The 23,463-nt window shown below is 70.2% G+C and carries 16 protein-coding genes; 8 read left to right on the forward strand and 8 right to left on the reverse strand.

The genetic code is table 11. From position 1 onward, the window contains the following. Positions 1–586 precede the first annotated feature (586 nt). Both ACP4J3_RS29530 and ptsP read left to right on the forward strand, forming a co-directional pair. On the forward strand, positions 587–1,036 hold the full coding sequence (locus ACP4J3_RS29530; RefSeq protein WP_194048325.1) for a PTS sugar transporter subunit IIA: 450 nt from the start codon (positions 587–589) through the stop codon (positions 1,034–1,036). An 82-nt stretch (positions 1,037–1,118) separates the two neighbouring features. Then, complete coding sequence (ptsP, locus tag ACP4J3_RS29535) at positions 1,119–2,789, forward strand: phosphoenolpyruvate--protein phosphotransferase (RefSeq protein WP_426539099.1); 1,671 nt, start codon at positions 1,119–1,121, stop codon at positions 2,787–2,789. Between the two features lie 69 nt (positions 2,790–2,858). On the opposite strand, the gene ACP4J3_RS29540 is transcribed toward ptsP, so the two are convergent. Both ACP4J3_RS29540 and ACP4J3_RS29545 read right to left on the reverse strand, forming a co-directional pair. Further along, complete coding sequence (locus ACP4J3_RS29540) at positions 2,859–3,752, reverse strand: hypothetical protein (RefSeq protein WP_426539100.1); 894 nt, start codon at positions 3,750–3,752, stop codon at positions 2,859–2,861. Between the two features lie 135 nt (positions 3,753–3,887). After that, a complete protein-coding gene (locus ACP4J3_RS29545; protein ID WP_426539101.1) occupies positions 3,888–5,855 on the reverse strand; it encodes an acetoacetate--CoA ligase in 1,968 nt (655 codons plus the stop codon). Between the two features lie 211 nt (positions 5,856–6,066). On the opposite strand from ACP4J3_RS29545, the gene ACP4J3_RS29550 reads away from it, so the two are divergent. Next, positions 6,067–8,433: a glycoside hydrolase family 31 protein gene (locus tag ACP4J3_RS29550; RefSeq protein WP_426539102.1), complete on the forward strand. Its 2,367-nt coding sequence runs from the start codon at positions 6,067–6,069 to the stop codon at positions 8,431–8,433. Positions 8,434–8,435: 2 nt separating this feature from the next. Here the strand turns inward: ACP4J3_RS29550 and ACP4J3_RS29555 are convergent, their stop codons facing one another. Further along, complete coding sequence (locus tag ACP4J3_RS29555; RefSeq protein ID WP_426539103.1) at positions 8,436–8,972, reverse strand: NUDIX domain-containing protein; 537 nt, start codon at positions 8,970–8,972, stop codon at positions 8,436–8,438. Between the two features lie 202 nt (positions 8,973–9,174). On the opposite strand from ACP4J3_RS29555, the gene ACP4J3_RS29560 reads away from it, so the two are divergent. From ACP4J3_RS29560 to glpK, 5 genes are all read left to right on the forward strand, one after another. Then, a complete protein-coding gene (locus tag ACP4J3_RS29560) occupies positions 9,175–9,600 on the forward strand; it encodes a Zn-ribbon domain-containing OB-fold protein (RefSeq protein ID WP_426539213.1) in 426 nt (141 codons plus the stop codon). Further along, positions 9,597–10,787 carry a lipid-transfer protein gene (locus ACP4J3_RS29565; RefSeq protein WP_426539104.1) on the forward strand — a complete coding sequence of 397 codons (1,191 nt, stop codon included), beginning with the start codon at positions 9,597–9,599 and terminating at the stop codon, positions 10,785–10,787. The genes ACP4J3_RS29560 and ACP4J3_RS29565 overlap by 4 nt, the downstream gene beginning before the upstream one ends. Before the next feature lie 97 nt (positions 10,788–10,884). Next, positions 10,885–12,531, forward strand: a complete 1,647-nt coding sequence (locus ACP4J3_RS29570; protein WP_426539105.1) for an EAL domain-containing protein — start codon at positions 10,885–10,887, stop codon at positions 12,529–12,531. Positions 12,532–13,010: 479 nt separating this feature from the next. Further along, positions 13,011–13,736 (forward strand): MIP/aquaporin family protein, encoded by a 726-nt coding sequence (locus ACP4J3_RS29575; RefSeq protein ID WP_426539106.1) that lies wholly within the window; start codon positions 13,011–13,013, stop codon positions 13,734–13,736. A gap of 22 nt (positions 13,737–13,758) precedes the next feature. Next, positions 13,759–15,270 carry a glycerol kinase GlpK gene (gene glpK, locus ACP4J3_RS29580; RefSeq protein WP_426539107.1) on the forward strand — a complete coding sequence of 504 codons (1,512 nt, stop codon included), beginning with the start codon at positions 13,759–13,761 and terminating at the stop codon, positions 15,268–15,270. Positions 15,271–15,339: 69 nt separating this feature from the next. On the opposite strand, the gene ACP4J3_RS29585 is transcribed toward glpK, so the two are convergent. The 5 genes from ACP4J3_RS29585 to ACP4J3_RS29605 are packed head-to-tail and all read right to left on the reverse strand — an operon-like array spanning position 15,340 to position 23,295. After that, on the reverse strand, positions 15,340–15,945 hold the full coding sequence (locus ACP4J3_RS29585) for a GTP-binding protein (RefSeq protein ID WP_194048315.1): 606 nt from the start codon (positions 15,943–15,945) through the stop codon (positions 15,340–15,342). After that, complete coding sequence (locus ACP4J3_RS29590; protein ID WP_426539108.1) at positions 15,926–19,576, reverse strand: hydantoinase B/oxoprolinase family protein; 3,651 nt, start codon at positions 19,574–19,576, stop codon at positions 15,926–15,928. Before ACP4J3_RS29590 ends, ACP4J3_RS29585 begins: the two co-directional genes overlap by 20 nt. 24 nt (positions 19,577–19,600) lie before the next feature. Continuing rightward, a complete protein-coding gene (locus ACP4J3_RS29595) occupies positions 19,601–19,996 on the reverse strand; it encodes a DUF742 domain-containing protein (protein WP_194048313.1) in 396 nt (131 codons plus the stop codon). A 9-nt stretch (positions 19,997–20,005) separates the two neighbouring features. Next, the gene (locus ACP4J3_RS29600) at positions 20,006–20,443 is read right to left on the reverse strand and encodes a roadblock/LC7 domain-containing protein (protein ID WP_426539109.1); all 438 of its coding nucleotides are present in this window, start codon (positions 20,441–20,443) and stop codon (positions 20,006–20,008) included. Next, positions 20,440–23,295: a nitrate- and nitrite sensing domain-containing protein gene (locus ACP4J3_RS29605; RefSeq protein WP_426539110.1), complete on the reverse strand. Its 2,856-nt coding sequence runs from the start codon at positions 23,293–23,295 to the stop codon at positions 20,440–20,442. Before ACP4J3_RS29605 ends, ACP4J3_RS29600 begins: the two co-directional genes overlap by 4 nt. Positions 23,296–23,463: the final 168 nt, after the last annotated feature.

Raw genomic sequence — 23,463 nt, forward strand, 5'->3', positions numbered from 1 at the left:
GTGTTAAGCACGCCGCCAGCGTTCGTCCTGAGCCAGGATCAAACTCTCCGTGAATGCTTTTCACGGGAGCGGAACAGCCGGAGGAATGATCCGACTGTTCACAGCGTCCTCGCTGTGTTTTCTTCAAAGGAACCTCGCCACCAGGAAAAGCTTCCCGGTGTCGGGGTATCAACATATCTGGCGTTGACTTTTGGCACGCTGTTGAGTTCTCAAGGAACGGACGCTTCCTTTGTACTCACCCTCTCGGGCTTTCCTCCGTGCTTCCCTTCGGTGTTCCAAACTCTATCAGTGTTTTTCCGGCCCTCTGACCACCGTCCTGCAAGCATGCAGAAGGCGACCCCGAGATAGGATCTGACAAGTTGGGTGCTGCTGGGCGAGGACGCCTAGCTGCGTCACTCATCCCCAAGCAGGAGTACGACTGTACACGCGGCCTCAGACCGGGTGCAAATCGGTTTACGGTATGGTCTAGACCACTTCGGAGTGCCCGCGCGGAACCGGCACTTCACGTGACATACCCTGCTGAACAGTGTGCCGTCGGAGCAGGCAGCGACGGCCCATAACGATCTCCACCCCTGGGAGGCTTCCCATGACCACCGTGACGTCCCCGCTGGCAGGACGCGCCGTCGGACTGGCATCCGTGCCGGATCCTGTCTTCTCCGGGGCCATGGTCGGCCCGGGCACCGCGATCGATCCCGTGCGTGAGCCCTCCGAGGCCGTGTCGCCCGTGGACGGGGTGATCGTGTCTCTCCATCCGCATGCCTTCGTCGTTGTGGACGAGCAGGGTCATGGGGTGTTGACTCACCTCGGTATCGACACCGTGCAGCTCAACGGCGAGGGCTTCGAGCTGCTCGTGAACAAGGGCGACACCGTGACTCGCGGCCAGGGCATCGTGCGGTGGGACCCGGCAGCCGTCGAGGCGGCCGGCAAGTCCCCGGTATGCCCGATCGTCGCCCTCGAGGCGACGGCCGAAGCCCTCTCCGATCTGCGTGACAACGGCGATGTGAAGGCCGGCGACAGCCTCTTCGCCTGGAAGTGACTTCGGTGCCGTCGTGTTACGGCGCGTAGGGACGACAACCACCGCGGCGGCGGGACCCGCCGCACTATCGGAGACGGGTGAGATGGAGACAACGCTGCGAGGCGTCGGTGTGAGCCACGGGGTGGCGATCGGCGAGGTTCGGCACATGGGAACGGCGGTGCTCGAGCCGCCTGCCAAGCAGATTCCGGCCGAGGACGCGGAGCGTGAACAGGGGCGCGCCCGCAAGGCCGTGGAGGCCGTGGCAGCCGATCTGATGGCGCGCGGCAATCTGGCGGGAGGCGAAGCCCAGGCGGTGCTCGAGGCGCAGGCCATGATGGCCCAGGACCCCGAGCTGATGGCGGACGTGGACCGGCGTATCGCCGTGGGAAGCACGGCCGAGCGGGCCGTGTACGACGCCTTCGCCGCGTACCGCGAGTTGCTGGCCGGTGCCGGTGAGTATCTTGCCGGTCGGGTCGCCGACCTCGACGACGTGCGGAATCGTATCGTCGCGCGGTTGCTCGGGGTTCCGATGCCGGGCGTCCCGGACAGTGACGAGCCCTACGTCCTGGTGGCCCGCGATCTGGCCCCGGCCGATACGGCGCTGCTGGACCCGGCTCTCGTGCTCGGCTTCGTCACCGAGGAGGGCGGGCCGACGAGTCACAGCGCGATTCTGGCGCGGGCGCTCGGTGTGCCGGCCGTGGTCGCGTTGCCGGGTGCCGGTGAGCTTGCCGAGGGCACGCTCATCGCGGTCGACGGCAGCACCGGCGACATCTTCGTGAACCCCAGCGAGGAGAAGAAGGCCCAGCTCGAGGCTGCCGCCGCCGAGCGGAAGGCCGCGCTGGCGGCGTCGACGGGGCCGGGTGCCACCGCCGACGGCCACAAGGTGCCGCTGCTCGCCAACGTCGGCGGACCGTCGGACGTCCCCGCCGCCGTCGAGGCGGGTGCCGAGGGTGTCGGTCTGTTCCGTACCGAGTTCCTCTTCCTCGACGACAGCACGAAAGCGCCTTCGGAGGAGAAGCAGGTCGAGGCCTATCGGCAGGTTCTCGAGGCCTTCCCCGAGGGGCGTGTCGTCGTGCGTGTCCTGGACGCGGGTGCGGACAAGCCGCTGGACTTCCTGACCCCTGCCGATGAGCCGAACCCGGCGCTGGGCGTGCGTGGGCTGCGGACGCTGCTGGACCATCCTCAGGTGCTGCGGACCCAGCTGACCGCCCTCGCCAAGGCTGCGGAGGGGCTGCCCGTCTACCTCGAGGTGATGGCCCCGATGGTGGCGGACCGCACCGATGCCAAGGCCTTCGCGGACGCGTGCCGTGAAGCCGGGCTGCAGGCGAAGTTCGGTGCGATGGTCGAGATCCCGTCCGCCGCGCTGCGGGCGCGCTCGATCCTTCAGGAGGTCGAGTTCCTGTCCTTGGGGACCAACGACCTCGCCCAGTACACCTTCGCCGCGGACCGTCAGGTGGGCGCTGTGTCCCGCCTGCAGGACCCGTGGCAGCCCGCGCTGCTCGACCTGGTCGCGCTGTCCGCGGAGGCGGCGAAGGCCGAGGGCAAGAGCTGTGGTGTCTGCGGTGAGGCCGCGTCCGACCCGCTGCTGGCCTGTGTGCTGGCCGGTCTGGGTGTCACCTCCCTCTCCATGGGCTCGGCCTCGATTCCCTATGTCCGGGCGACGCTGGCGAAGTACACGCTGGCGCAGTGCGAGCGCGCCGCCTCTGCCGCACGGGCCGCGGACACCGCCGAGGAAGCACGCAACGCCGCCCAGGCGGTGCTCTCCGGCGAGTAGTCGGGGCTCGACGGCCGTATGCCTGCCGTGTGGGGCGCTCCACCTGTGGGTGGAGCGCCCCACTTGCGTTCAGTGCTGGTGTTCGTTTGGTGATTCGTCACCGCCGAGGTCCGGTGGCACGCAGTAGTCGACGTCTGATTCCGGGGAGATGAGGTCTCCGGTGTCGATGTCGGTGCAGTAGGCGTCGAAGACCTCGCCCGCGGTGAGGGGCTCCAGATCGTCTCCGCGAAGGCGCCATCCGTAGATCTGGTCCGATGTGCCGGGTGCACTGGTCCGCATCACGAGTCCGCCGGGGCTCTGGGTGGCGAGGCCGAGGGCGAGGACCGTGGTGAATTCCAGGGCTTCGGCCTCGTCCAGGTGTGTGGCGCCGTCGGCGTCGTCGTCGGCGTGCAGGACGGAGAGGAGGGTTTCCGGGGTCCCGGTGATGCTGCAGACGAGGTGTCGGCTGCCTGGCTGGGCCGTGTCGAGGATGCGCATCAGGAGGCTCGAGGCGCGGGTGAAGGCCGCGCGGCCGATGTCCTCGCCGCAGGTGGCGCAGGCGCCGAGGCGGGCGAGGAGGGTGGAGGCGTACTCCCAGGTGGCCTGTCGGACGGCCTCGTCGACGAGGGCGGGGACGACGTCTGCCAGTGGCTGGCCCTCGTAGGGGATGGTGGGTCCGGTGGTCGCGAGTTCGGCCGTGAAGCGCGTGCGGCTTGCCGGGGCGTCGGGGTCGAGGCCTGTTTCGGTGCAGAACTCCGCGTACTCCTGCGGGTCGAAGAGGGCGATGGTCGTATGGCTGCCCTGGGAGGCCCTGGTCCTCAGGAGGGCCTCCACCTGTTCCAGGTAGATCTTGTGGTCGTCGAAGGTGAAGCTGCGGTAGCGCCGCATGGCACGGAAGTCGTGCTCATCGGTGAGCAGGCCGATCGTGCCGGCGATTTCGCGGCGCAGTACGCGTCGCATCGTGTGGTGGTCGGTGTGCGCCATGTTTCCCCCTTGTGCGCTGTCGATCAATGCTCACTCACAGTAATCGGCGGCACTGACAATGGGGGCGGAGCTGGTCCCCCGCAGCGGCCGGCCTCGGACTTCGCCGTGGTTCGGTGAGTCCGAGGCCGGGTTGGTTCAGTCGCGCTTGCAGGCGAGTTCCTCGTAGAAGTGGAGGAGGTCGAGGTTGTCGATGGAGCCGGGGTTGACCGCCTTCTCCAGTGGGGTGCCCTGGAGCAGGCGCTTGACCGGGACCTCGATGCGCTTGCCGGTGAGGGTGTGTGGGACGCCGGGGACCTCGATGATCTCGTCGGGGACGTGGCGTGGGGAGAGTTGTTCGCGGATGGTCTGTTTGATGCGGCTGAGCAGGGCGTCGTCCAGGACGGCTCCTGGGGCCAGGTGCACGAACAGAGGCATCCAGTAGCCGCCGTCGGGCTGTTCGATGCCGATGACGAGGGATTCCTTGATCTCGGGGAGGCGCTCGACTGCCTCGTAGATGTCGGCCGATCCCATGCGGACGCCCTGGCGGTTGAGTGTCGAGTCGGAGCGGCCGTGGATGACGACGGAGCCGCGTGAGGTGACGGTGATCCAGTCGCCGTGGCGCCATACGCCGGGGTAGGTGTCGAAGTAGCTGTCGTGGTACCGGCTGCCGTCGGGGTCGTTCCAGAAGTAGATCGGCATGGACGGCATGGGGTTGGTGACCACGAGCTCGCCCACCTCGTCGATGACGGGCTTGCCGCTGGGGTCCCAGGACTGGAGGTCGGTGCCGAGGCCGGGGGCCTGGAGTTCACCGACGAAGACCGGCAGGGTGGGCACGGCTCCGGCGAAGCAGGAGCACACGTCGGTGCCGCCGCTGACGGAGGCGATCCACAGGTCGTCGCGGACCTCGTCGTGCAGCCAGCGGAATCCGTCGGGCGGCAGGGGTGATCCGGTGGTGGCGACGCACTGCACCTTGGTGAGGTCGAAGTCGCGCGCGGGATGCACGTCGGCCTTGCGGCAGGCCATGACGTACGCCGCCGAGGTGCCGTAGAGGGTGGCCTGTGTGCGTTCGGCGACGCGCCACTGGGCGCCGGTGTCGGGATAGCCGGGGCTGCCGTCGTAGAGGACGATCGTGGTGCCGGTGAGGAGGCCGGAGACGAGGAAGTTCCACATCATCCAGCCGGTCGAGGTGTACCAGAAGAAGCGGTCCTCGGGGCCCAGGTCGCAGTGCAGGCCGAGTTGTTTGAGGTGCTCGACGAGGATGCCCCCCTGGGACTGGACGATGGCCTTGGGCAGGCCGGTCGTGCCGGAGGAGTAGAGCACCCAGAGGGGGTGGTCGAAGGGCACCTGTTCGAAGACGGGTTCGATGTCGGCGGCCGTAAGGGCCGACCATTCCAGGGCGCCCTCGGGGGGTTCGGTGCCGAGGACCGGGATGTGCACGACGGCGCGCAGGGTCGGCAGTTCGCGGCGGAGTTCGGTGACGATGTCGCGGCGGTCGTGCTCCTTGCCGCCGTAGCGGTAGCCGTCGACGGTGAACAGCACGACCGGTTCGACCTGCTGGAAGCGGTCGAGAACGCTGCGTGCGCCGAAGTCGGGGGCGCAGGAGGTCCAGACGCCGCCCACGGCGGCCGTGGCGAGAAGGGCGACGACGGCCTGCGGGATGTTGGGGAGGTAGCCGCTGACGCGATCGCCGGGGCGTACGCCGAGCGCGCGCAGCTCGGCGGCGAGGGAGCCGACCTGGCGGCTCAGCTCGGACCAGGTGACGGGGCGGGGCTCGTGGGTTTCGTCGACGTGGAGGAGCGCAGGTTCGTCGGCACGGGTCGCGGAGGCGCGCAGGGCGTGCTCGGCGTAGTTGAGGGTCGCGCCGGGGAACCATGAGGCACCGGGCATCGAGCGGTCGCCCAGCACGCGCGCGTAGGGCGTGGAGAAGCGTACGTCGAACCACTCCGTGAGGGCTTTCCAGAAGGTGTCGAGTTCGTCGACCGACCAGCGGTGCAGAGCCGCGTAGCCGCCGTCCGCGGGGGCACCGTGGTTTTCGGCGGCCCAGGCCTGGAACTTGGTTACCTGTGCGCGGGCGATGCGCTGCGGATCTGGCTGCCAGAGCGGCTGAGGGTTCACGATCGACATGGGGCGGCTCCCGGACTGTGCGCGTCGTGTGCGTCTCCCGCGCACGGCGGGGTGTGCGCGTGACGCGGATGACACGGACGATGCCATGTGATCGACTTCTGCACCAGGGGCCGCCGCACATAGTCCGTGTCGTGAAGATGTGGTCCCAGCACGGGTGAACGGCAGTTGAACGGCACACGCGTGTGGGGTGGTCAATGGCAGGCTGAGCAGCATGGACGGTCGTGACCTGGTGCGTTCGATGAAGGCGGTCGGTTCTGTGGGGGCGGCACAGGGGTTGCGTACCGTACGAGCGGCGTGGCGCAGGAGGCGTGCGGACGCCGCCGGGCTGCCGCCCCGGGGTGCCGAGCGTGCCCGTGTGCCCGGACCCGTGCAGGAGGTGCGGCCGGGGCCTGGTGGTGGTGTCATCCGGTTCAGCCGGTCCGAGCTGCGTGTCTCCGTCACGGTGAACGGCGCCGTCTTCTGGGGCTGGGACGGGGCCGGTCCCGAGCCGTCGTACGCACTCGCGGGCCGCTGTCCGGAGCCGGATCCCCGGGCGGTGCTGGAGCCCGACAAGGACGGTGGCTGGCGGGTCGTGGCCGAGCGGGTGACGGTCGTCATCTCGCGGCACGGTGCCGTGGAGGTGCGGACGCCCGGTGGTGTGCCCCTGCGCCGCGATCTTCCGCCGCGCTGGTGGGAGCCCGTCGCGGGTGGGCCGGCCCGGTGGATGCAGCGGTCGGAGGTGGCCGCGGACGCACGGTTCTTCGGGCTCGGAGGGCGGGCGTCGGGCCCCCGGCTCAGGGACGGGACGTACCGGCTGTGGAACACCGACCCCGGCCGTCCGTTCGGTCCCGGTGACGACCCTCTGTACATCACCATGCCGGTTCAGGTGGTGGTGGCCGACGCGGCCACGCATCTGGTGTTCCACGACACCTCGTGGGACGGCACGGTGACCCTGCGGGAGGGCGAGGAAGGAGCCGGTTCGGGCCATGATCGGGTGGGGACCAGCGAGCTGCGGATGGACGGTGGTCCACTGCGCTGCTGGGTGATGGTCGGCACTCCCGCGCGCGTGCTGCTCGCCTGGGCCTCCTTGACCGGTGCGGCCGCGCTGCCGCCGGCGTGGGCACTGGGCCACCATCACGCGCGATGGGGATTCGGCAGCGAGCAGGAAGTGCGGCGGATCGTTTCGGGCTACCAGGATCGGGACCTGCCATTGGACGCGGTCCATCTGGACATCGACCACTACGACGAGCACCAGGTGTTCACCGTCGACCACGACGGCTTCCCGAAACTGCCGCAGCTCGCCGAGGACTTGCGGCGGGACGGGATCCGCCTGGTGTCGATCGTCGACCCGGCGGTCAAGGCCGCCCCGGGCAATGCCGTCTACGACAGTGGGAGGGCCGGGGACACGTTCGTGCGGGACGCTTCGGGGGAGCTCGTGCGGGGCGTGGTCTGGCCCGGGGAGGCCGTGTTCCCCGACTTCACGCACGCGCGCGTGCGGCAGTGGTGGGGTGGGCTGTACGAGGAACGGCTGGCGCAGGGTTTCTCGGGGTTCTGGCATGACATGAACGAGCCGACCTCGTTCACCGCGTTCGGGGAGTCGACGCTGCCGCGCTCGGCCGGGCACTCCCTGGAGGGGCGGGGCGGCGACCACCGGGAAGCGCACAACGTATACGCCCTGTGCATGGCCCGGGCGGGCTACGAAGGGCTGCGCGAACTGGCGCCCGAGGAACGGCCCTTCGTCTTCTCACGCTCCGGATGGGCCGGCATGCAGCGCTACGGCGGGACCTGGTCCGGGGACGTGGCCACGGGGTGGCCCGGGCTGCGGGCGTCGCTGGCGCTGGTCATAGGGCTCGGGCTGTGCGGGGTGCCGTACTCGGGGCCAGACGTGGGCGGCTTCGACGGAAGTCCGTCGCCGGAGCTGTATCTGCGGTGGTTCCAGTTGGCCGCGTATCTGCCGCTGTTCCGTACGCACGCGAGTCTGCGGGCCGGGCGCCGGGAGCCGTGGGAGTTCGGTCCCGATGTGCTGGAGCACGCGCGCGTGGCGCTCGTCGAGCGTAGGAGGCTGCTGCCGTACTTCGTGACGCTGGCGCATCTGGCCCGGCGCACGGGGGCGCCTTATGTGCGTCCGCTGTGGTGGTGGACGCCGGAGGACCGAGCGCTGCGTGACTGCGAGGATGCGTTTCTGCTGGGTGACTGTCTGCTGGTGGCGCCGGTGCTGGATCCGGGCCTGCAGCGGCGTGCGGTGCAGTTGCCGCGTGGGCGCTGGTACGACACGGCGACGGGGCGGGCGTACGAAGGGCCGGGGCCGGTTCTTGTCGACGCGCCCATGTCGCGGATTCCCGTGCTCGCGCGCGCTGGTGCCGTCGTCCCCGTGCGTGGGGACGACGGCGGGCTGGAACTGGAGGTGTGGGCGCCCGCTCAGGGACGCACCGGGGGTGGGCTGGTCGTGCCGGACACGGGTGACGTCTGGGACGAGCCGGAGATCGAGCGCTACGTCACTCGGTGGAAGGGCCGCAAGGTGGTCGTCGAGCTGGAGCAGGAGGACGGCGTGATCCCGTCGCCCCGTCCGGTGCGTGTACGCGGGCTCGACGCGCGCTGAGTTCAGATGTAGCGGCCCTCGAAGAACGCCCGTACGGCCACCGTGTGGAGCGGGAAGGCCAGTTCCTCCGGCCTGCGCAGGAGATGCCAGCCTTCGGTCTCGTCCGTGGCGGCGGACGTCGGCAGGCGGTCGGCGGGCCGTTCCGGGAGGAGGCCGAACAGCAGCAGATGCCCGTCGGGTGAGCTCATCGCATCGACGAGGCGTACGTCGCGGCCGGCCGCGTCGATGCCGGTCTCTTCCTTGAGTTCGCGGACGACGGCCTGGCGCCAGTCCTCACGGTGGTCGATGTAGCCGCCGGGCAGGGCGATGCCTCCGCGCGCGGGGGCGACGGTTCGGGTGATGACGACCAGGGCGGTGCCCTTGGTGTCGTACACGGGCTGGAGTGCGATCGCCACCGGCAGCGGATTGCGGTAGGCGACGGCGCCGCAGACCGGGCAGGTGCGCGGCCAGCCGGATACGCCCTCTCCGTAGGGCGCGCCGCAGCTCGAACAGTAGGAGTCCGCTGCGGAGTTGGGAACGGAGTGCTGAGTTTCGGACACGCGGCGGACTGTATCCGATCAGCGGAAGGGCATCTTCCGGGGGCCGGTCATCAGTACCTCGTGAGGGATTTCGAAAACACGTGGAAGCCATGGCGGTCAGGCCCGACGGGACGCCCTGCCGTTTTCGGGGCGCCCGTGGCACACTTCTGACGTTCCGTCAGATCAGTGGCCGGGAGGGGCTATGCCACGGACGCGCACACCTGTGGTCGCCGGGTGGTTCGCCGGTGACGAGGAGGACTTCCGGCTTCTCGGCACCCGTTGCTCCGCGTGCACATCGGTCTTCTTTCCGCGCGAGGACGCCCACTGCCGCAATCCGCGCTGCACGGGCGGTGACCTGGAGGAAGTCCCTCTCTCGCGACGCGGACGCGTCTGGTCATTCACGGACAGCCGGTACCGACCTCCGTCACCCTATGTGACCAACCCGGAACTTCCGTGGGAGCCGTACACGTTGATCGCTGTGGAGCTGCCGTCCGAGCGACTCGTGGTGCTGGGGCAGGCGGCTCCCGGGGTCACCGTCGCCGATCTGGCGGTGGGCATGGAGGTGGAGGTCGTTCCCGGCGTGCTTCATGAGGACGCGGAGACGACCTGGACGACGTGGCAGTGGCGGCCGACGGGGGTGACAGCATGACGCAGGACGTGGCGGTGCTCGGCGCGGGCATGCATCCGTGGGGCAAGTGGGGGCGCAGTTTCGTCGAGTACGGCGCGGCGGCGGCCCGGGCGGCACTCGCCGACGCGGGGCTGGAATGGCGGGACATCGGGTCGATCGTCGGTGCGGACACGGTGCGGGGCGGCTACCCGGGGTATGTGGCCGGGGCGACGTTCGCGAAGGCACTCGGCTGGCAGGGCGCCCGGGTCGCGAGCGTGTACGCGGCGTGCGCGTCCGGGGCGCAGGCCGTCAACACCGCGCGGGCACAGATACTTTCGGGGCTGGCGGACGTGGTGCTCGTGGTGGGCGCCGATGCGGCTCCCAAGGGCTTCTTCCGGCCGGCGGGCGGCGACCGGCCGGACGATCCGGACTGGCTGCGCTTCCGCGTCCTCGGTGCGACGAACCCGACGTACTTCGGGCTGTACGCACGCCGGCGGATGGCCGTGCACGGGGACACGCCCGAAAACTTCGCGCAGGTCAAGGTGAAGAACTCCGCGTTGGGCGCGCTGAATCCGTACGCACGCTACCGCAAGCCGGTCACCGCCGAGGAGGTCGCCGCCTCCGCCGTGGTCGCCGATCCCCTGCGGCTGCTCGACATCTGCGCGACGTCGGACGGCGGGGCGGCGCTCGTGCTGGCATGCATGGAGTTCGCGCGTCGGCATGGGATCACGGATCCGGTGCGCATCCGGGCGGTGTCGACCGTGACTCCGCGCTACCCCAACACCGTGCTGGACCTGCCGGACATCGCTACGGACTCGGCCGTGGCGGTGCAGCCGGCGGCGGAGACGTTCCGGGAGTCGATCGCGCGCGCGGCCTACGAGGAGGCCGGCATCGGACCCGAGGACCTCTCGTTCGCGGAGGTCTACGACCTGTCCACCGCGCTGGAGTTGCAGTGGTACGAGGATCTCGGACTGTGCGGCGAGGGCGAGGCCGTGAAGCTCCTGCGCGAGGGTGCGACGGCGCCCGGAGGACGAATACCCGTGAACGCGAGCGGCGGTCTGGCCTCCTTCGGCGAGGCGGTCCCGGCCCAGGCGATCGCCCAGGTGTGCGAACTCACTTGGCAGTTGAGGGGCGATGCGGGCGACCGGCAGGTCGGCGGGGCGCGGGTGGGCATCGCTGCGAACCAAGGGCTGTTCGGGCACGGGTCGGCGGTCGTCGCGGTGCGATGACTCGCGCCGCGTCTACGCTGTGTGAGCGGACCGGAATCCTGCGTGAACGTCTCATGAACTGGGCTCGGGCACGTCTCAGCGGCGCAATCATGCTCCCGTGCAGTCCTGGACGGATACTCTCCGCTTCGCCTTCCAGCCGGTGGTCAATCTGACGACTGGAGGGGTCGCGGCGCTGGAGATACTCGCCCGCCCGGAGACCGGCGACGTCCTGGCCGAGGCGCGCCGCGATCCCGAACTCGACGGCCGGCTTGCCGTGTTGGCGTTCCGTGCGGCAGCTCGCAAGGAGACGCTGCTTCCCTTGCACGTCAATGTGTTCGCCGGCACTCTCGCGGACCTCGGCGGTCTCACGCCGCTGCACGACGCCGTGCGAGCGGCGGGGCGGATGCCGTGGGAGGTGACGGTCGACATCGGTCCGCCGTATACGCACGTTCCGCAGCCGGCGCTTCTGGAGGCGGTCGGCGCGCTGCGGGAGCAGGGGTTCCCGATCAGCGCGGACGGAGTGGGAGACGGGGACGTTCCGCTGCGGTTGCTCACGGACATGGCACCTGAGCTGGTGAAGCTCGACGCATCCCTGCTGGCACGGCCGGCGGCGATCGGGGCGATGCGGACGCTGTGCGAGCAGCTGGGAGCGCTCCTGTGCGTCGAGGGTGTGGAGACGGAGCTCCAGTGCGCGGCGGCTCGGTCGGCGGGTGGGCAGTTGGCCCAGGGCGAGTTGTTCGCTCCGCCGACCCGCCTGCCGGTGGCGGAGGTATACGTTCCGCCGCGCTCGCCCGGACTGCCGGTGACGCCCCGTTCCGGGCCCTCGGTGCGGGAGTTCGTCCGGCCGGCCGCCCTGCTGCCCGCCACCGCGTCGGCGGGGCAGGTACGGGCGCTGCTGACCGGGTCTCCGGACGTGTCCGGCGTGCTGCTGGTGGACGCACAGGGCGTCCCGGTGCGGTCGGTGCACCGCTCCCGCTTCCTGTTGTCGATGTCGGGCCGCTACGGCCATGCCCTGTACGCCGACCGGCCTGCGGCCAAGCTCGGCGACGCGCCGCGCACGGTGGGCGTCGACGCCACCGCGTGGGAGGTGCTGGACGTGGTCGCGGACGGCGGCCGGGACCGTACGTCGGACGATGTCGCGGTGGTCGACCGGTACTGCAGGTGTGTGGGTGTCGTACGGCTCGCCGACCTCGTGCGGGCGCTCGCCGAGACCCGGGTCGAGGAGGCCGCCGGACTCAATCCGCTGACCAGACTGCCCGGATCGGACGCGATCACCGGTGAGGTGGACCGGCGGATCGCGGACGGTCGGACGTTCGCGCTGAGCTGGCTGGATGTGGACCATTTCAAGCGGGTCAACGACGGGGCCGGGTTCGCGGCGGGCGACGAGCTGATCCGGTCGGTGGGACGGGCACTGCAGCACGCCGCGTCCGACGGTACGTGCGTGGGGCACATCGGCGGGGACGACTTCCTGGTGCTCGCGGATCCGGAGGGGCTCAGCCGGCTGGCCGCCTCCCTGCTGGACGCGCCCTGGTCGGCGGGCGGGCGTCCCGTCACGCTGTCCCTGGCCACGGTCCTGTGCGAGCCCGGAAGCGTGACGGACCATCGGCAGGCCGCCTCTTGTCTGGCGCCGCTGAAGAAGGCGGCGAAGTCACTGAGCGGGGCGAGCTGGGTGCTGGGTCGCGCGGGACTGCCCGGGCACGAGGTTCTGCGAGGGGTGGCCGCGGCTCCGGCCGAGTGCGCGGTGGCGGAGCCCGGCAGGGGGTGAGACGCTGTCCCCACGAGGCCTGCGGTGGCCGAAAAGCGCCGCAGGCCCCAGCACAGCCATGGCCTTCGACCCCTGCCGGGTCCAGCAGGAACTGGCCCGCCTGCCGGTCTCGGCACGGCCTCGGTGTCCGTCCCTGCCCGAACGGGCGTACCACGAGCGCGGTCGGCGTGGGCCGTGACCCGTCGGCACGCCCCTCAACCGTTGACGTCGGCGACCTTGACGCCCCCTGGACACCGGTGAACACTTCCCGGTGTCGGCCGACATCGCCACATTCTCGGCGTATCCACGCACTGCGCCGTGTGGCTCCGCCTGCACGAAGGCCCCTTCCCCCACGGGCGATTCGGCTGCGACGGCACGCTCGTCACGGACGCCGGGCGGGGCGCGGGACTCTCCCTGCCTTCGGCTGAAGTCGCCATGGGAAAGCGCACCCCGCACGGAGAACCGGGGCCGAACGTCCCGGCCAGGGCCTAGGAGCAGCCATGAGCAACGGAGACATTTTCCTCGGTGAGGTCATCGGGACCGCGATTCTCATTCTCTTCGGAGCCGGTGTGGTCGCCGCCGTCCTGCTGAACTACTCCAAGGCGAAAGACGGAGGCTGGATCGTCATCACGTTCGGCTGGGGTTTCGGCGTCATGGCCGGGGCGTACACCGCCGCGCCCTTGTCCGGCGGGCACATCAACCCGGCCGTGACCCTTGGGATCGCCATCGACACCGGCGACTGGGACAAGGTTCCGATCTACATCGCCGGACAGATGGTCGGCGCGTTCCTCGGGGCGGTGCTGTGCTGGCTGGTCTATCTCGCCCAGTTCCAGGCCAACGCCGAGGAGGACAAGGCGCAGCCGACCCTCGGAATCTTCTCCACCGCCCCCACGATCCGAAATCCCGTGGCGAACCTCATCACCGAGATCATCGCGACGATCGCCCTTGTGCTGCCGATCCTGGCCTTCGGCCTCACCAAGGGGCTCGGCGAATCGGGCACCGCGATTCTGATCGTCTCGTTCCTGGTGGTCGGCATCGGTCTGTCGCTCGGTGGCCCCACGGGCTACGCCATCAACCCGGCCCGTGATCTGGGCCCGCGCCTCGCGCACAGCCTTCTTCCGATCCCCAACAAGGGCACGTCGGACTGGGGTTACGCGTGGGTTCCGGTGGTGGGACCGCTGATCGGCGGGGCGCTGTCCGGGCTCATCTTCAACGCAGCCTTCTGAAGGAACCGACGAAGGGGACGTCATGACGGACAAGTTCGTCGCCGCTATCGACCAGGGCACCACCTCCAGCCGCTGCATCATCTTCAACCAGGACGGCGCCATCGTGGCCGTCGACCAACGCGAGCACCGCCAGATCTTCCCCAAGCCCGGCTGGGTGGAGCACGACGCCACCGAGATCTGGTCGAAGGTGCAGGCGGTGGTGGCCGGGGCGATCGCGAAGGCCGGGCTGCGCGCCGACCAGCTCAGCGCGCTCGGCATCACCAACCAGCGCGAGACGACGGTCCTGTGGGACCGCGCGACGGGCAAGCCGGTGCACAACGCGATCGTGTGGCAGGACACGCGTACCGCGGCGCTGTGCAACCAACTCGGCGGCCCGGACGGACAGGACCGTTTCCGCGAGCAGACCGGGCTACCGCTGGCCAGCTACTTCTCCGGTCCCAAGGCCGCCTGGCTGCTGGACAACGTGCCCGGCCTGAGGGCGCGCGCCGAGCGCGGCGAGATCGCCTTCGGCACCATCGACTCCTGGCTGATCTGGAACCTCACCGGCGGCACGGACGGCGGGCAGCACGTCACCGATGTGACGAACGCCGGACGCACCATGCTGATGAACCTGGAGACCCTCCAGTGGGACTCCTCGATCCTGTCCGCCATGAACGTCCCCGAGGCCGTCCTGCCGGAGATCAGGTCCTCGGCCGAGGTGTACGGGACCGCTGTCGGCCAGCTCTCGGGGGTGCCGGTCGCCTCGGCGCTGGGCGACCAGCAGGCGGCCGTGTTCGGGCAGGCCTGCTACGACGTGGGCACGGCGAAGAACACCTACGGCACGGGCAGCTTCCTGCTGCTCAACACGGGAAACCGGCCGGTGCCGTCGAAGAGCGGGCTGCTGACGACGATGGGTTACAAGATCGGCAGTGAGGCGGCGGTGTACTGCCTGGAGGGCTCGATAGCCATAACGGGCGCGCTGGTCCAGTGGTTCCGCGACCAGCTCGGCATCATCCGCAGCGCCGACGAGATCGAGCCGCTGGCGGCGAGTGTCGAGGACAACGGCGGCGCGTACATCGTGCCGGCCTTCTCCGGTCTGTTCGCGCCGTACTGGCGCTCCGACGCGCGCGGTGTCATCACCGGTCTGACGCGGTACGTCACCAAGGCCCACCTCGCGCGTGCCGTGCTGGAGGCGACGAGCTGGCAGACGCGCGAGGTCGTGGACGCCATGTTCCAGGACTCGGGGGTGCACATCACGACCCTGAAGGTCGACGGCGGCATGACGAAGAACAACCTGCTCATGCAGCACCAGGCGGACGTGCTCGACGTGCCGGTGATCCGGCCCAAGGTCTCCGAGACGACCTGTCTGGGCGCCGCGTACGCGGCGGGGCTGGCCACCGGGGTGTGGAACGACCTGGACGAACTCAAGGCGCACTGGGCGAAGGACGCCGAGTGGACGCCCTCCATGTCCGCCGAGGTGCGCGACCGCGAGTACCACAACTGGCGCAAGGCGGTGGAGAAGAGCTTCGGCTGGCAGGAGGACGGCGACAACTGACCGTGCCCCCATGAGCCACGGCCCGTACCCCGGTCGGCGGGGGTACGGGCCGTGTTCGTGCGCCGGGGTTCAGGTGGTCACGGTCTGGCGGTGGTCCGCCTGGTAGGCCATGGCGTGCTGGACGACGCCGATGAGGATCTCCTTGACCGACTCCCGGTCACGGGCGTCGCACAGCAGCAGCGGTACGCCGTCGTCGAGGTCGAGGGCCTGCCTGATGTCCTCCGCCGGGTAACGGGCGGCCCCCTCGAAGCAGTTGACGCCGACGAGGAAGGGTATGGAGCGCCGTTCGAAGTAGTCGACGGCCGCGAAGCAGTCCTCGAGGCGGCGTGTGTCGGCGAGGACGACGGCGCCGAGCGCGCCTTCCGAGAGCTCGTCCCACATGAACCAGAACCGTTCCTGGCCGGGCGTGCCGAAGAGGTAGAGCACCAGGTCCTCGCGCAGGGTGATGCGGCCGAAGTCCATGGCGACGGTGGTGGTGTGCTTGCCCTCGACACCGCTCGTGTCGTCGACCGGGCGTCCGGCCTCGGTGAGCAGTTCCTCGGTGCGCAGCGGCCTGATCTCGCTGACCGCGCCGACGAGCGTGGTCTTGCCCACGCCGAAGCCGCCGGCCACCAGGATCTTGAGCGTGACGGGCTCGACCGGAGGCTTCCCGCGCTCAGAACGCCCGAAGATCATCGATCTCTTCTCCTGCTTGATGGGGGTCGGGCGACGGTGGGCCGTATCCTCCGCCGCCGGGGGTTTCGATGACGAGTACGTCGCCGGGTCCGACGTCCGCCGAGTCGCTGCCGCCGAGTGCGGTGACGGTGCCGTCGGCGCGTTCGACCCGGTTGGCTCCCAGCGCGCCGGGCTCGCCGCCCGCCATGCCGTACGGCGGGACCCTGCGGTGCTGGGACAGCGTGGAGACGGTCATGGGTTCGTGGAACCGGATACGGCGCACGGCACCGTCCCCGCCGCGCAGCCGGCCGGCGCCGCCGCTGCCGCGCCGGACGGCGAACTCGTCGAGCTGTACGGGCAGTCGCCACTCCAGCACTTCGGGGTCGGTGAGCCGTGAGTTGGTCATATGGGTCTGGACGACGGGTGCGCCGGGGAAGCCGTCGCCCGCACCGGATCCGGAGGCCACCGTCTCGTAGTACTGGTGGCGTTCGTTGCCGAAGGTGACGTTGTTCATGGTGCCGGAGCCCTCGGCCTGGACGCCCAGTGCGGCGTAGAGGGCGCCGGTGATCGCCTGGGAGGTCTCCACGTTGCCCGCGACGACCGCGGCCGGGGGTTCGGGGGCGAGCATGCATCCGGGCGGCACGACGATGTCGAGGGGGCGCAGACAGCCGTCGTTGAGCGGGATGTCGTCGGCGACCAGGGTGCGGAAGACATACAGGACCGCCGCGTTGACGACCGAGAAGGGGGCGTTGAAGTTGGTGGCCAACTGCGCGGACGTGCCCGTGAAGTCGACGGTGGCGCAGCGGTTCGCGCGGTCCACGCGCACGCGTACCCGGATGACGGCGCCGGAGTCGGTCTCGTAGGCGTACTCACCGTCGTCCAGGGCGTCGATGACGCGGCGGACCGCTTCCTCCGCGTTGTCCTGCACGTGCTTCATGTAGGCCTGCACGACGTCGAGGCCGAAGTTCTCGATCATGCGGGCGACTTCGTCGACGCCCTTCTGGTTGGCCGCGATCTGGGCGCGCAGGTCGGCGAGGTTGGTCTTCGGGTTGCGCGAGGGGTAGGGCGCCTCGGTGAGCAGGCGGAGGGTCTCCTCCTCGCGGAAGCGGCCGCTCTCGGCGAGCAGCCAGTTGTCGAAGAGGATTCCCTCCTCCTCGATGGTGCGGCTGTTCGCGGGCATGGAGCCGGGGGCGATGCCGCCGATCTCGGCGTGGTGGCCGCGTGAGGCGACGTAGAAGAGGATCTCCGGCTCACCCTCCGTGTTCGCCGTGCTTCCCGTGTCGAAGACCGGCGTGATCACGGTGACGTCGGGCAGGTGGGTGCCGCCGTGGTACGGGTCGTTGACGGCGTAGGTGTCGCCGGGGCGCATCCGGGGGCCGCGGCGGCGGATGACCTCCTTGACGCTTGTGCCCATCGAGCCCAGGTGGACGGGGATGTGGGGGGCGTTGGCCACCAGGTTTCCGTCCGGGTCGAAGAGCGCGCAGGAGAAGTCCAGGCGTTCCTTGATGTTGACGGACTGGGCCGTGGATTCCAGCCGGGCGCCCATCTGTTCGGCGATGGACATGAAGAGGTTGTTGAAGACCTCGAGCAGAACCGGGTCGGCTTTCGTGTCGAGATCGGAACTCTCCGTAACCGCCGCGCGTTCCATGACCAGATGCCCGTCGTCGCTCGTCGTGGCCTGCCAGCCGTCGTCGACGACGGTCGTGGCTCCGGCCTCGGTGATGATCGCCGGGCCGGTGACGGTTTCGCCGGGAGGGAGGGACTCGCGGCGGTGGAGGGGTACGTCGCGCCAGGTGCCGCCGGTGTGGAGGCGGACGGTCCGGGTGGCGGCCCGGCTGCCTTCAGGGGTGGCTTCGTAAGGGGCGAGAGCGGAGAGATCAGGGGGTTCGGTGATGCCGGTGGCTTCGACGGAGAGGGCTTCGACGACGATCGGGCGGTCGAGGGCGAAGGAGTACGTGGCGCGATGACGTTCTTCGAAGGCGCGCCGCATCGCGTCGGGCTCGGTGAGTTCGACGGTGAGGGTGGTGTCGGTGCCGTCGTAGCGGAGTTGGGCGCGTCGGACGACCTTGATGCGCTCCTCGGGGACGTCCTCGTCGAGGAGTTCGGCGCGGGCGGCGGATTCGAGGTCGTCCGCGGTCTTGCGGACGCCGGGCATCGAGGCGGCCTCCAGGGGCGCCTCGACGGACTGTTCGCGCATGGCCGTGGTGTCGGCGAGGCCGATGCCGAGCGCGGAGAGGACGCCGGCCATGGGCGGCACGAGGACGGTACGGATGCCGAGCGAGTCGGCGACCATGCACGCGTGCTGGCCCCCCGCACCACCGAAGGTGGTGAGGGCGTAGCGGGTGATGTCGTGGCCCTTCTGGACGGAGATCCGCTTCACGGCGTTGGCGATGTTGGCGACCGCGATCTGAAGGTAGCCCTCGGCGACCTGCTCGGGCGTGCGGTCGTCTCCGGTCCGCTCGCGGATCTCGCGCGCGAGGGCGGTGAAGCGCTCATGGACGAGGACGTCATCGAGGGGCTGATCGCCCTCGGGGCCGAACACCTTGGGAAAGTGGGCGGGTTGGATACGGCCGAGCATCACATTGGCGTCGGTCACGGCGAGCGGCCCGCCGCCCCGGTAGCAGGCCGGCCCCGGATCCGCACCCGCCGAGTCCGGCCCTACGCGGTAGCGGGACCCGTCGAAGTGGAGGATCGAGCCGCCGCCGGCGGCGACGGTGTGGATGTCGAGCATGGGGGCGCGCAGCCGGACTCCGGCGATCTGTGTGGTGAAGACGCGTTCGTACTCACCCGCGAAGTGCGAGACGTCGGTGGAGGTGCCGCCCATGTCGAAGCCGATGACTCGGTCGAAGCCGGCGAGCTGCGACATGCGTGCCATGCCGACGATGCCACCGGCGGGGCCGGAGAGGATGGCGTCCTTGCCGCGGAACTGCCCGGCTTCGGCGAGGCCGCCGTTGGACTGCATGAACATCAGCCGTACGCCTTCGAGTTGGTCGGCGACGTGCTGGACGTAGCGGCGCAGTACGGGCGAGAGGTAGGCGTCGACGACGGCGGTGTCCCCGCGCGGGACGAGTTTCATCAGGGGGCTGACCTCGCTGGACAGCGAGATCTGCGGGAAGCCGACGCGGGCGGCGAGCTCGCCGATGGCCTGTTCGTGGGCCGGGTGGAGGTGGCTGTGCATGCAGACCACGGCGACGGCACGGATCCCGTGGTCGTACGCCTCCCGGAGGGGGCCGGTGAGGGCGTCCAGGTCGGGAGTGCGCAGGACGGTGCCGTCGGCGGCGATGCGCTCGTCGACCTCGACGACCCGTTCGTACAGCAGCTCGGGCAGCTCGATGCGGCGGGCGAAGATGTGGGGTCGGTTCTGGTAGGCGATGCGCAGGGCGTCGCGGAATCCGCGCGTGATGATCAGCACAGTCCGCTCGCCTTTTCGCTCGAGGAGGGCGTTGGTGGCGACCGTGGTGCCCATGCGGACGGCCTCGATGGGTTCCTGGGAGCCGTCCAGCAGCTCGCGTACGCCCGCGACGGCCGCGTCGGAGTAGCGGGCGGGGTTCTCCGACAGGAGCTTGTGCGTCAGCAGGCGGCCGTCCGGGCGTCGCGCGACGATGTCCGTGAAGGTGCCGCCACGGTCGACCCAGAACTGCCAGCCTGTCACGTCGCTACCCCGCTTCCGCGCCGCTCACAGCGCCCGCAGGCCGTTGATCACATCGCGCAGAATACTCTCGTCCACCAGCTCGGCAGGCGGTACTGGCCGGTTCACATGGACGAATTCTCCGTCCACGAGATCCCCGATGAGGACCCGTACCACTCCGATCGGCAGATCGAGTTCGGCGGAGAGCTCGGCGACGGACTGCGGGGCGTCACGGCACAGACCGACGATGTCCACGTGTTCCGGGGACAGCGTCGAGTCGGCGTCCGGGTCGTCCGCGTGCGGTTCGGCGACGACCACCGCGATCAGGTCGAGGCGGTGCTGGGCCGCACTGGTGGTGCGGCCACGCGTCATGGCGTACGGGCGGACGACCGGTCCGGCGTCGTCGTCGAACCAGTGGCTTCTTCCCTGACCGTCAGCGCTCATGCCATCCCACTACCCGCCCGAGGGCAGATCGGTGCGCGGAGCGGCGCCCAGATGTGCGCCGACCCGCTTGACGAGGAGCGTCATCTCGTACGCGACCAGGCCGACGTCGGAATCGGCGTCCGAGAGCACCGCGAGGCAACTGCCGTCACCGGCGGCCGTCACGAAGAGGAAGGCGTCGTCGAGCTCGACGACCGTCTGCCGGACGTTGCCCGCTTCGAAGTGGCGGCCCACGCCCTTGGCGAGGCTGTGGAACCCGGACGCGACGGCGGCGAGGTGCTCGCTGTCCTCGCGGGTCAGGTCCTTGGACACACCCGTCGGCAGGCCGTCGCTGGAGAGCACGACGGCCTTGCGGATGCTGGCGACGCGGTCCACCAGGTCGTCGAGGAGCCAGTTGAGCTCCCCGGACTGGTTGGTCGCGGAGTGGCCGGTCGCCTTCGGTGCGGTCATCGACCGTCCCCCTTACTCGTTCCCTGTGGTGCTGTGCCGCTGTGGGCGCTGTCGCCCGCGGCGTTCTCCCGGCGGCCGCGCTGCCAGCCGCGCTGGAGTGAGGCCATTCGGCTGCGTACCTCGTCCGCGTCCCGCTCGGCGGCCTCCGGCTTCTCCTCGGTCCGTGGCGGCGGGCCCTGCCTGAGCTGCGGAGCCAGATTGGCCTGCCGTATCCGCCGGGGCAGCGGTCCGGCACCGGAGCCGGGCTGCTGTGGCGTGGGGGGCGGGCTCGGTACGGAGTCGTCGGGGCCGCTCGACGCGATCGCGGGGCGGCGGCTGCGTCTGGGGAGAGCCGGTGCCTGCGAGGACTCGGCGCGCTCGCGTTCCGGGGAGGGCGGGGTCTCGGAGCGATCGCCGAGCCGGTCCGGTCCGTCGGCCGCCGCCTCACCACGGGGTCCGGTCGCGCGGCGGCGGGTCGGCAGCGGAGCGAGACCGTTCGGCTGTGGGCTGCTGGGGCCCGCCGAAGGCTCCGCGTCCCCCTTCTCGCGCCGGGATCGCTGCTCGGTGACCGGGCGTCCGTGCGAGCTGACGAGCTTGGGTGTGCTGCGGCGGGGCAGTGGCACCGGGGCGTTCACGTCGTCGTCGCGCTCGGCGCGGTCCGGTCCGCCATGGGCGCCGGGGGCCGGGTGCGGTTCACCGTGCGGGCCGGTCGTCTCGGCTTCCGTCCGGGTGAGGGCGCGGCGCGGGCGGAACAGGCCGCCGCGGTCGCCGTCCTCGTCGTCGAGGGTGTCCGGGAAGTCGCTGAGGGCGTCGAGGTCGACGGGGGCCTCCAGCTCGACCGGGCCGTCCAGCAGCGCGGGGGGCAGTCCGGGCACGCGTGCCGGCACCTGGGAGAGGGCGGCCCGGCGTGCCTCCTCCAGCTCGGCCTCCTTGGAGGGCGTGGGCCGGTCGAGCCGGAATCCGATGCCGTTGGTGTCCGGCACGTCGTCGGTGAGCAGCGCGTCGGGGATGAAGACGACGGCGGTGGTGCCGCCGTACGGCGACGGCTGGAGCGAGACCCGGACGTTCTGCCGCTGGGCGAGACGGCTGACCACGAACAGGCCGAGCCGGTCGGTGTCGGACAGCTCGAACTCGGGCGTCTCGGCGAGCCGGAGGTTGGCGTCCAGCAGGGCCTCGGCCGCCATACCCAGGCCTCGGTCGTGGATCTCCAGGGTGAAGCCGTTGGCGACCCGCTCGCCGAGTACCTGGACCGCGGTGTGTGGCGGGGAGAACACGGTGGCGTTCTCCAGGAGTTCGGCCACGAGGTGGGTGACGTCCGCGACGGCCGGTCCGGTGACGGCGACGCGGGGCAGGCGGCGGACCTCGATGCGTTCGTAGTCCTCGACCTCGGCGACCGCGGCGCGGACGACGTCCATGAGCTGGACGGGTTTGCGCCACTGCCGGGAGGGGGCGGCGCCGGAGAGGATCACCAGGCCTTCGGCGTGCCGGCGCATACGGGTGGTCAGGTGGTCCAGGCGGAACAGGTCGGCGAGTTCGTCGGTGTCCTCGGTCCGGCGTTCCATGGTGTCGAGGAGGGTGAGCTGCTTGTGGAGGAGGACCTGGCTGCGGCGGGCGAGGTTGACGAAGACCTCGGAGACCCCGGCGCGCAGTTCGGCCTGCTTGACGGCGGCCTCGACGGCGGCGCGCTGCAGGCTGTTGAGGGCCTGGCCGACCTCGCCTATCTCGTTCTTGTCGTATTCCAGGCGCGGGACCTCGGTCTCCACGTCGACCTGTTCGCCGGCGGAGAGGCGGCGCATCACGCTGGGCAGTCGGACGCCGGACGCCTCGTGGGCCTCCAGGCGGAGCTGCCGCAGATCGCGGATCAGGCTGCGGCCGATGCGCACGGACAGGAAGAGCGAGAGCAGCAGGGCGAGCAGACCGAGGACGCCCGCGACGGCCGCCTTGACGATGACGCCCATCGCGACCGGCTGGACACGCTCCTGGTAGCGGGCGCCCGCCTCGTCGTTGAGCTTGCTGAGCTCTTCGAGGACGCTGCCTGCGGCGGTGTCCCAGCTCTTGGCCTCGACGGTGCTGGTCTTGCCGGGCTGGGAGAAGACGATCGCCTGCTCGGCGACGCGCAGCGGGGTGGTGGAGGCGTTCTTCCAGAAGCGCTCGTAGCGCTGCCGCTCGGACGAGGGCAGGTCCGTCAGGCTGAGGTCGTACGTCAGGGTGCGCTGGGCGATGAGGTCGGAGACGTCGCGGATCTCCTCGCGGGTGAGCTTGCCGACCACGAGGGCGGAGCTGAGCAGGGCGTCCTCGCGGGAGAGGAGTTCGCGGGCGCGGGTGACGTTGAGCAGGGCGCGGGCCTGCTTGTCCATCGCGACGCTGTCGATGCCGTCCAGGGAGCCCAGCAGGGCGTAGCAGGGGTCGACGAGCCGGTTGTAGAGGTAGAGGGCCTGGGTGCGGGTCACCGTCCCGTCCTCGACGCTGCCGCGCAGGGAGTTGATGCCGTCGAAGGCGTCCAGGACGGCGGTGAGGCGCTCTTCGTCGCCCTCGTCCATCCCGTCGCGGACGTCGGGGTCCTTGGCGTTCTTACGGATGTCGGAGACGGCGGCGTCCGTGGCGCTTCGGGTGACGCGCAGCGCGGTCAGCGCGTCCGAGGCCCGGGGGTCGGCGAGATAGACCAGTGCCTGGCGGCGCTCCTGCTGGAGCACGCGGACGGCGTCCTCGGTGGAGTAGCCGATCTTCTCGACCAGGGACGAGACCGTGAACAGTTGGGCCACACCTCGCCCCGTGAGTACCGTGGCGAAACCCCAGATCGCGGTCAGGGACACCAGCGGCACGAGAAGCAGCGCCACCATCTTCCGGCGGATCGACTTCCCGCGAAAGCGCATGGCCTCCCCCAGCTCAAACCCCCCATCGGTCAGAGGGGCACACCTGTGCGTCAACAATCGGCGCGAGCCTACTACCGACGCGCAGGTATCTCGAAGAGCCGTCCGGAACCTGAACTTCCGCACCGGCGGCGAGACATGGGGAGTTGTCCGGGCATTGCGGGAGATTGC

It is taken from the genome of Streptomyces sp. UG1, assembly GCF_049974585.1.
Classification (GTDB): Bacteria; Actinomycetota; Actinomycetes; order Streptomycetales; family Streptomycetaceae; genus Streptomyces.

Coding starts and splice junctions, on each gene's coding strand:
- ACP4J3_RS29595 (WP_194048313.1), bottom strand. CDS start 19,996: ATGAGCGCTGACGGTCAGGGAAGAAGCCACTGGTTCGACGACGACGCC.
- ACP4J3_RS29585 (WP_194048315.1), bottom strand. CDS start 15,945: ATGATCTTCGGGCGTTCTGAGCGCGGGAAGCCTCCGGTCGAGCCCGTC.
- ACP4J3_RS29545 (WP_426539101.1), bottom strand. CDS start 5,855: ATGTCGATCGTGAACCCTCAGCCGCTCTGGCAGCCAGATCCGCAGCGC.
- ptsP (WP_426539099.1), top strand. CDS start 1,119: ATGGAGACAACGCTGCGAGGCGTCGGTGTGAGCCACGGGGTGGCGATC.
- ACP4J3_RS29600 (WP_426539109.1), bottom strand. CDS start 20,443: ATGACCGCACCGAAGGCGACCGGCCACTCCGCGACCAACCAGTCCGGG.
- ACP4J3_RS29550 (WP_426539102.1), top strand. CDS start 6,067: ATGGACGGTCGTGACCTGGTGCGTTCGATGAAGGCGGTCGGTTCTGTG.
- ACP4J3_RS29565 (WP_426539104.1), top strand. CDS start 9,597: ATGACGCAGGACGTGGCGGTGCTCGGCGCGGGCATGCATCCGTGGGGC.
- ACP4J3_RS29540 (WP_426539100.1), bottom strand. CDS start 3,752: ATGGCGCACACCGACCACCACACGATGCGACGCGTACTGCGCCGCGAA.
- ACP4J3_RS29605 (WP_426539110.1), bottom strand. CDS start 23,295: ATGCGCTTTCGCGGGAAGTCGATCCGCCGGAAGATGGTGGCGCTGCTT.
- ACP4J3_RS29575 (WP_426539106.1), top strand. CDS start 13,011: ATGAGCAACGGAGACATTTTCCTCGGTGAGGTCATCGGGACCGCGATT.
- ACP4J3_RS29530 (WP_194048325.1), top strand. CDS start 587: ATGACCACCGTGACGTCCCCGCTGGCAGGACGCGCCGTCGGACTGGCA.
- glpK (WP_426539107.1), top strand. CDS start 13,759: ATGACGGACAAGTTCGTCGCCGCTATCGACCAGGGCACCACCTCCAGC.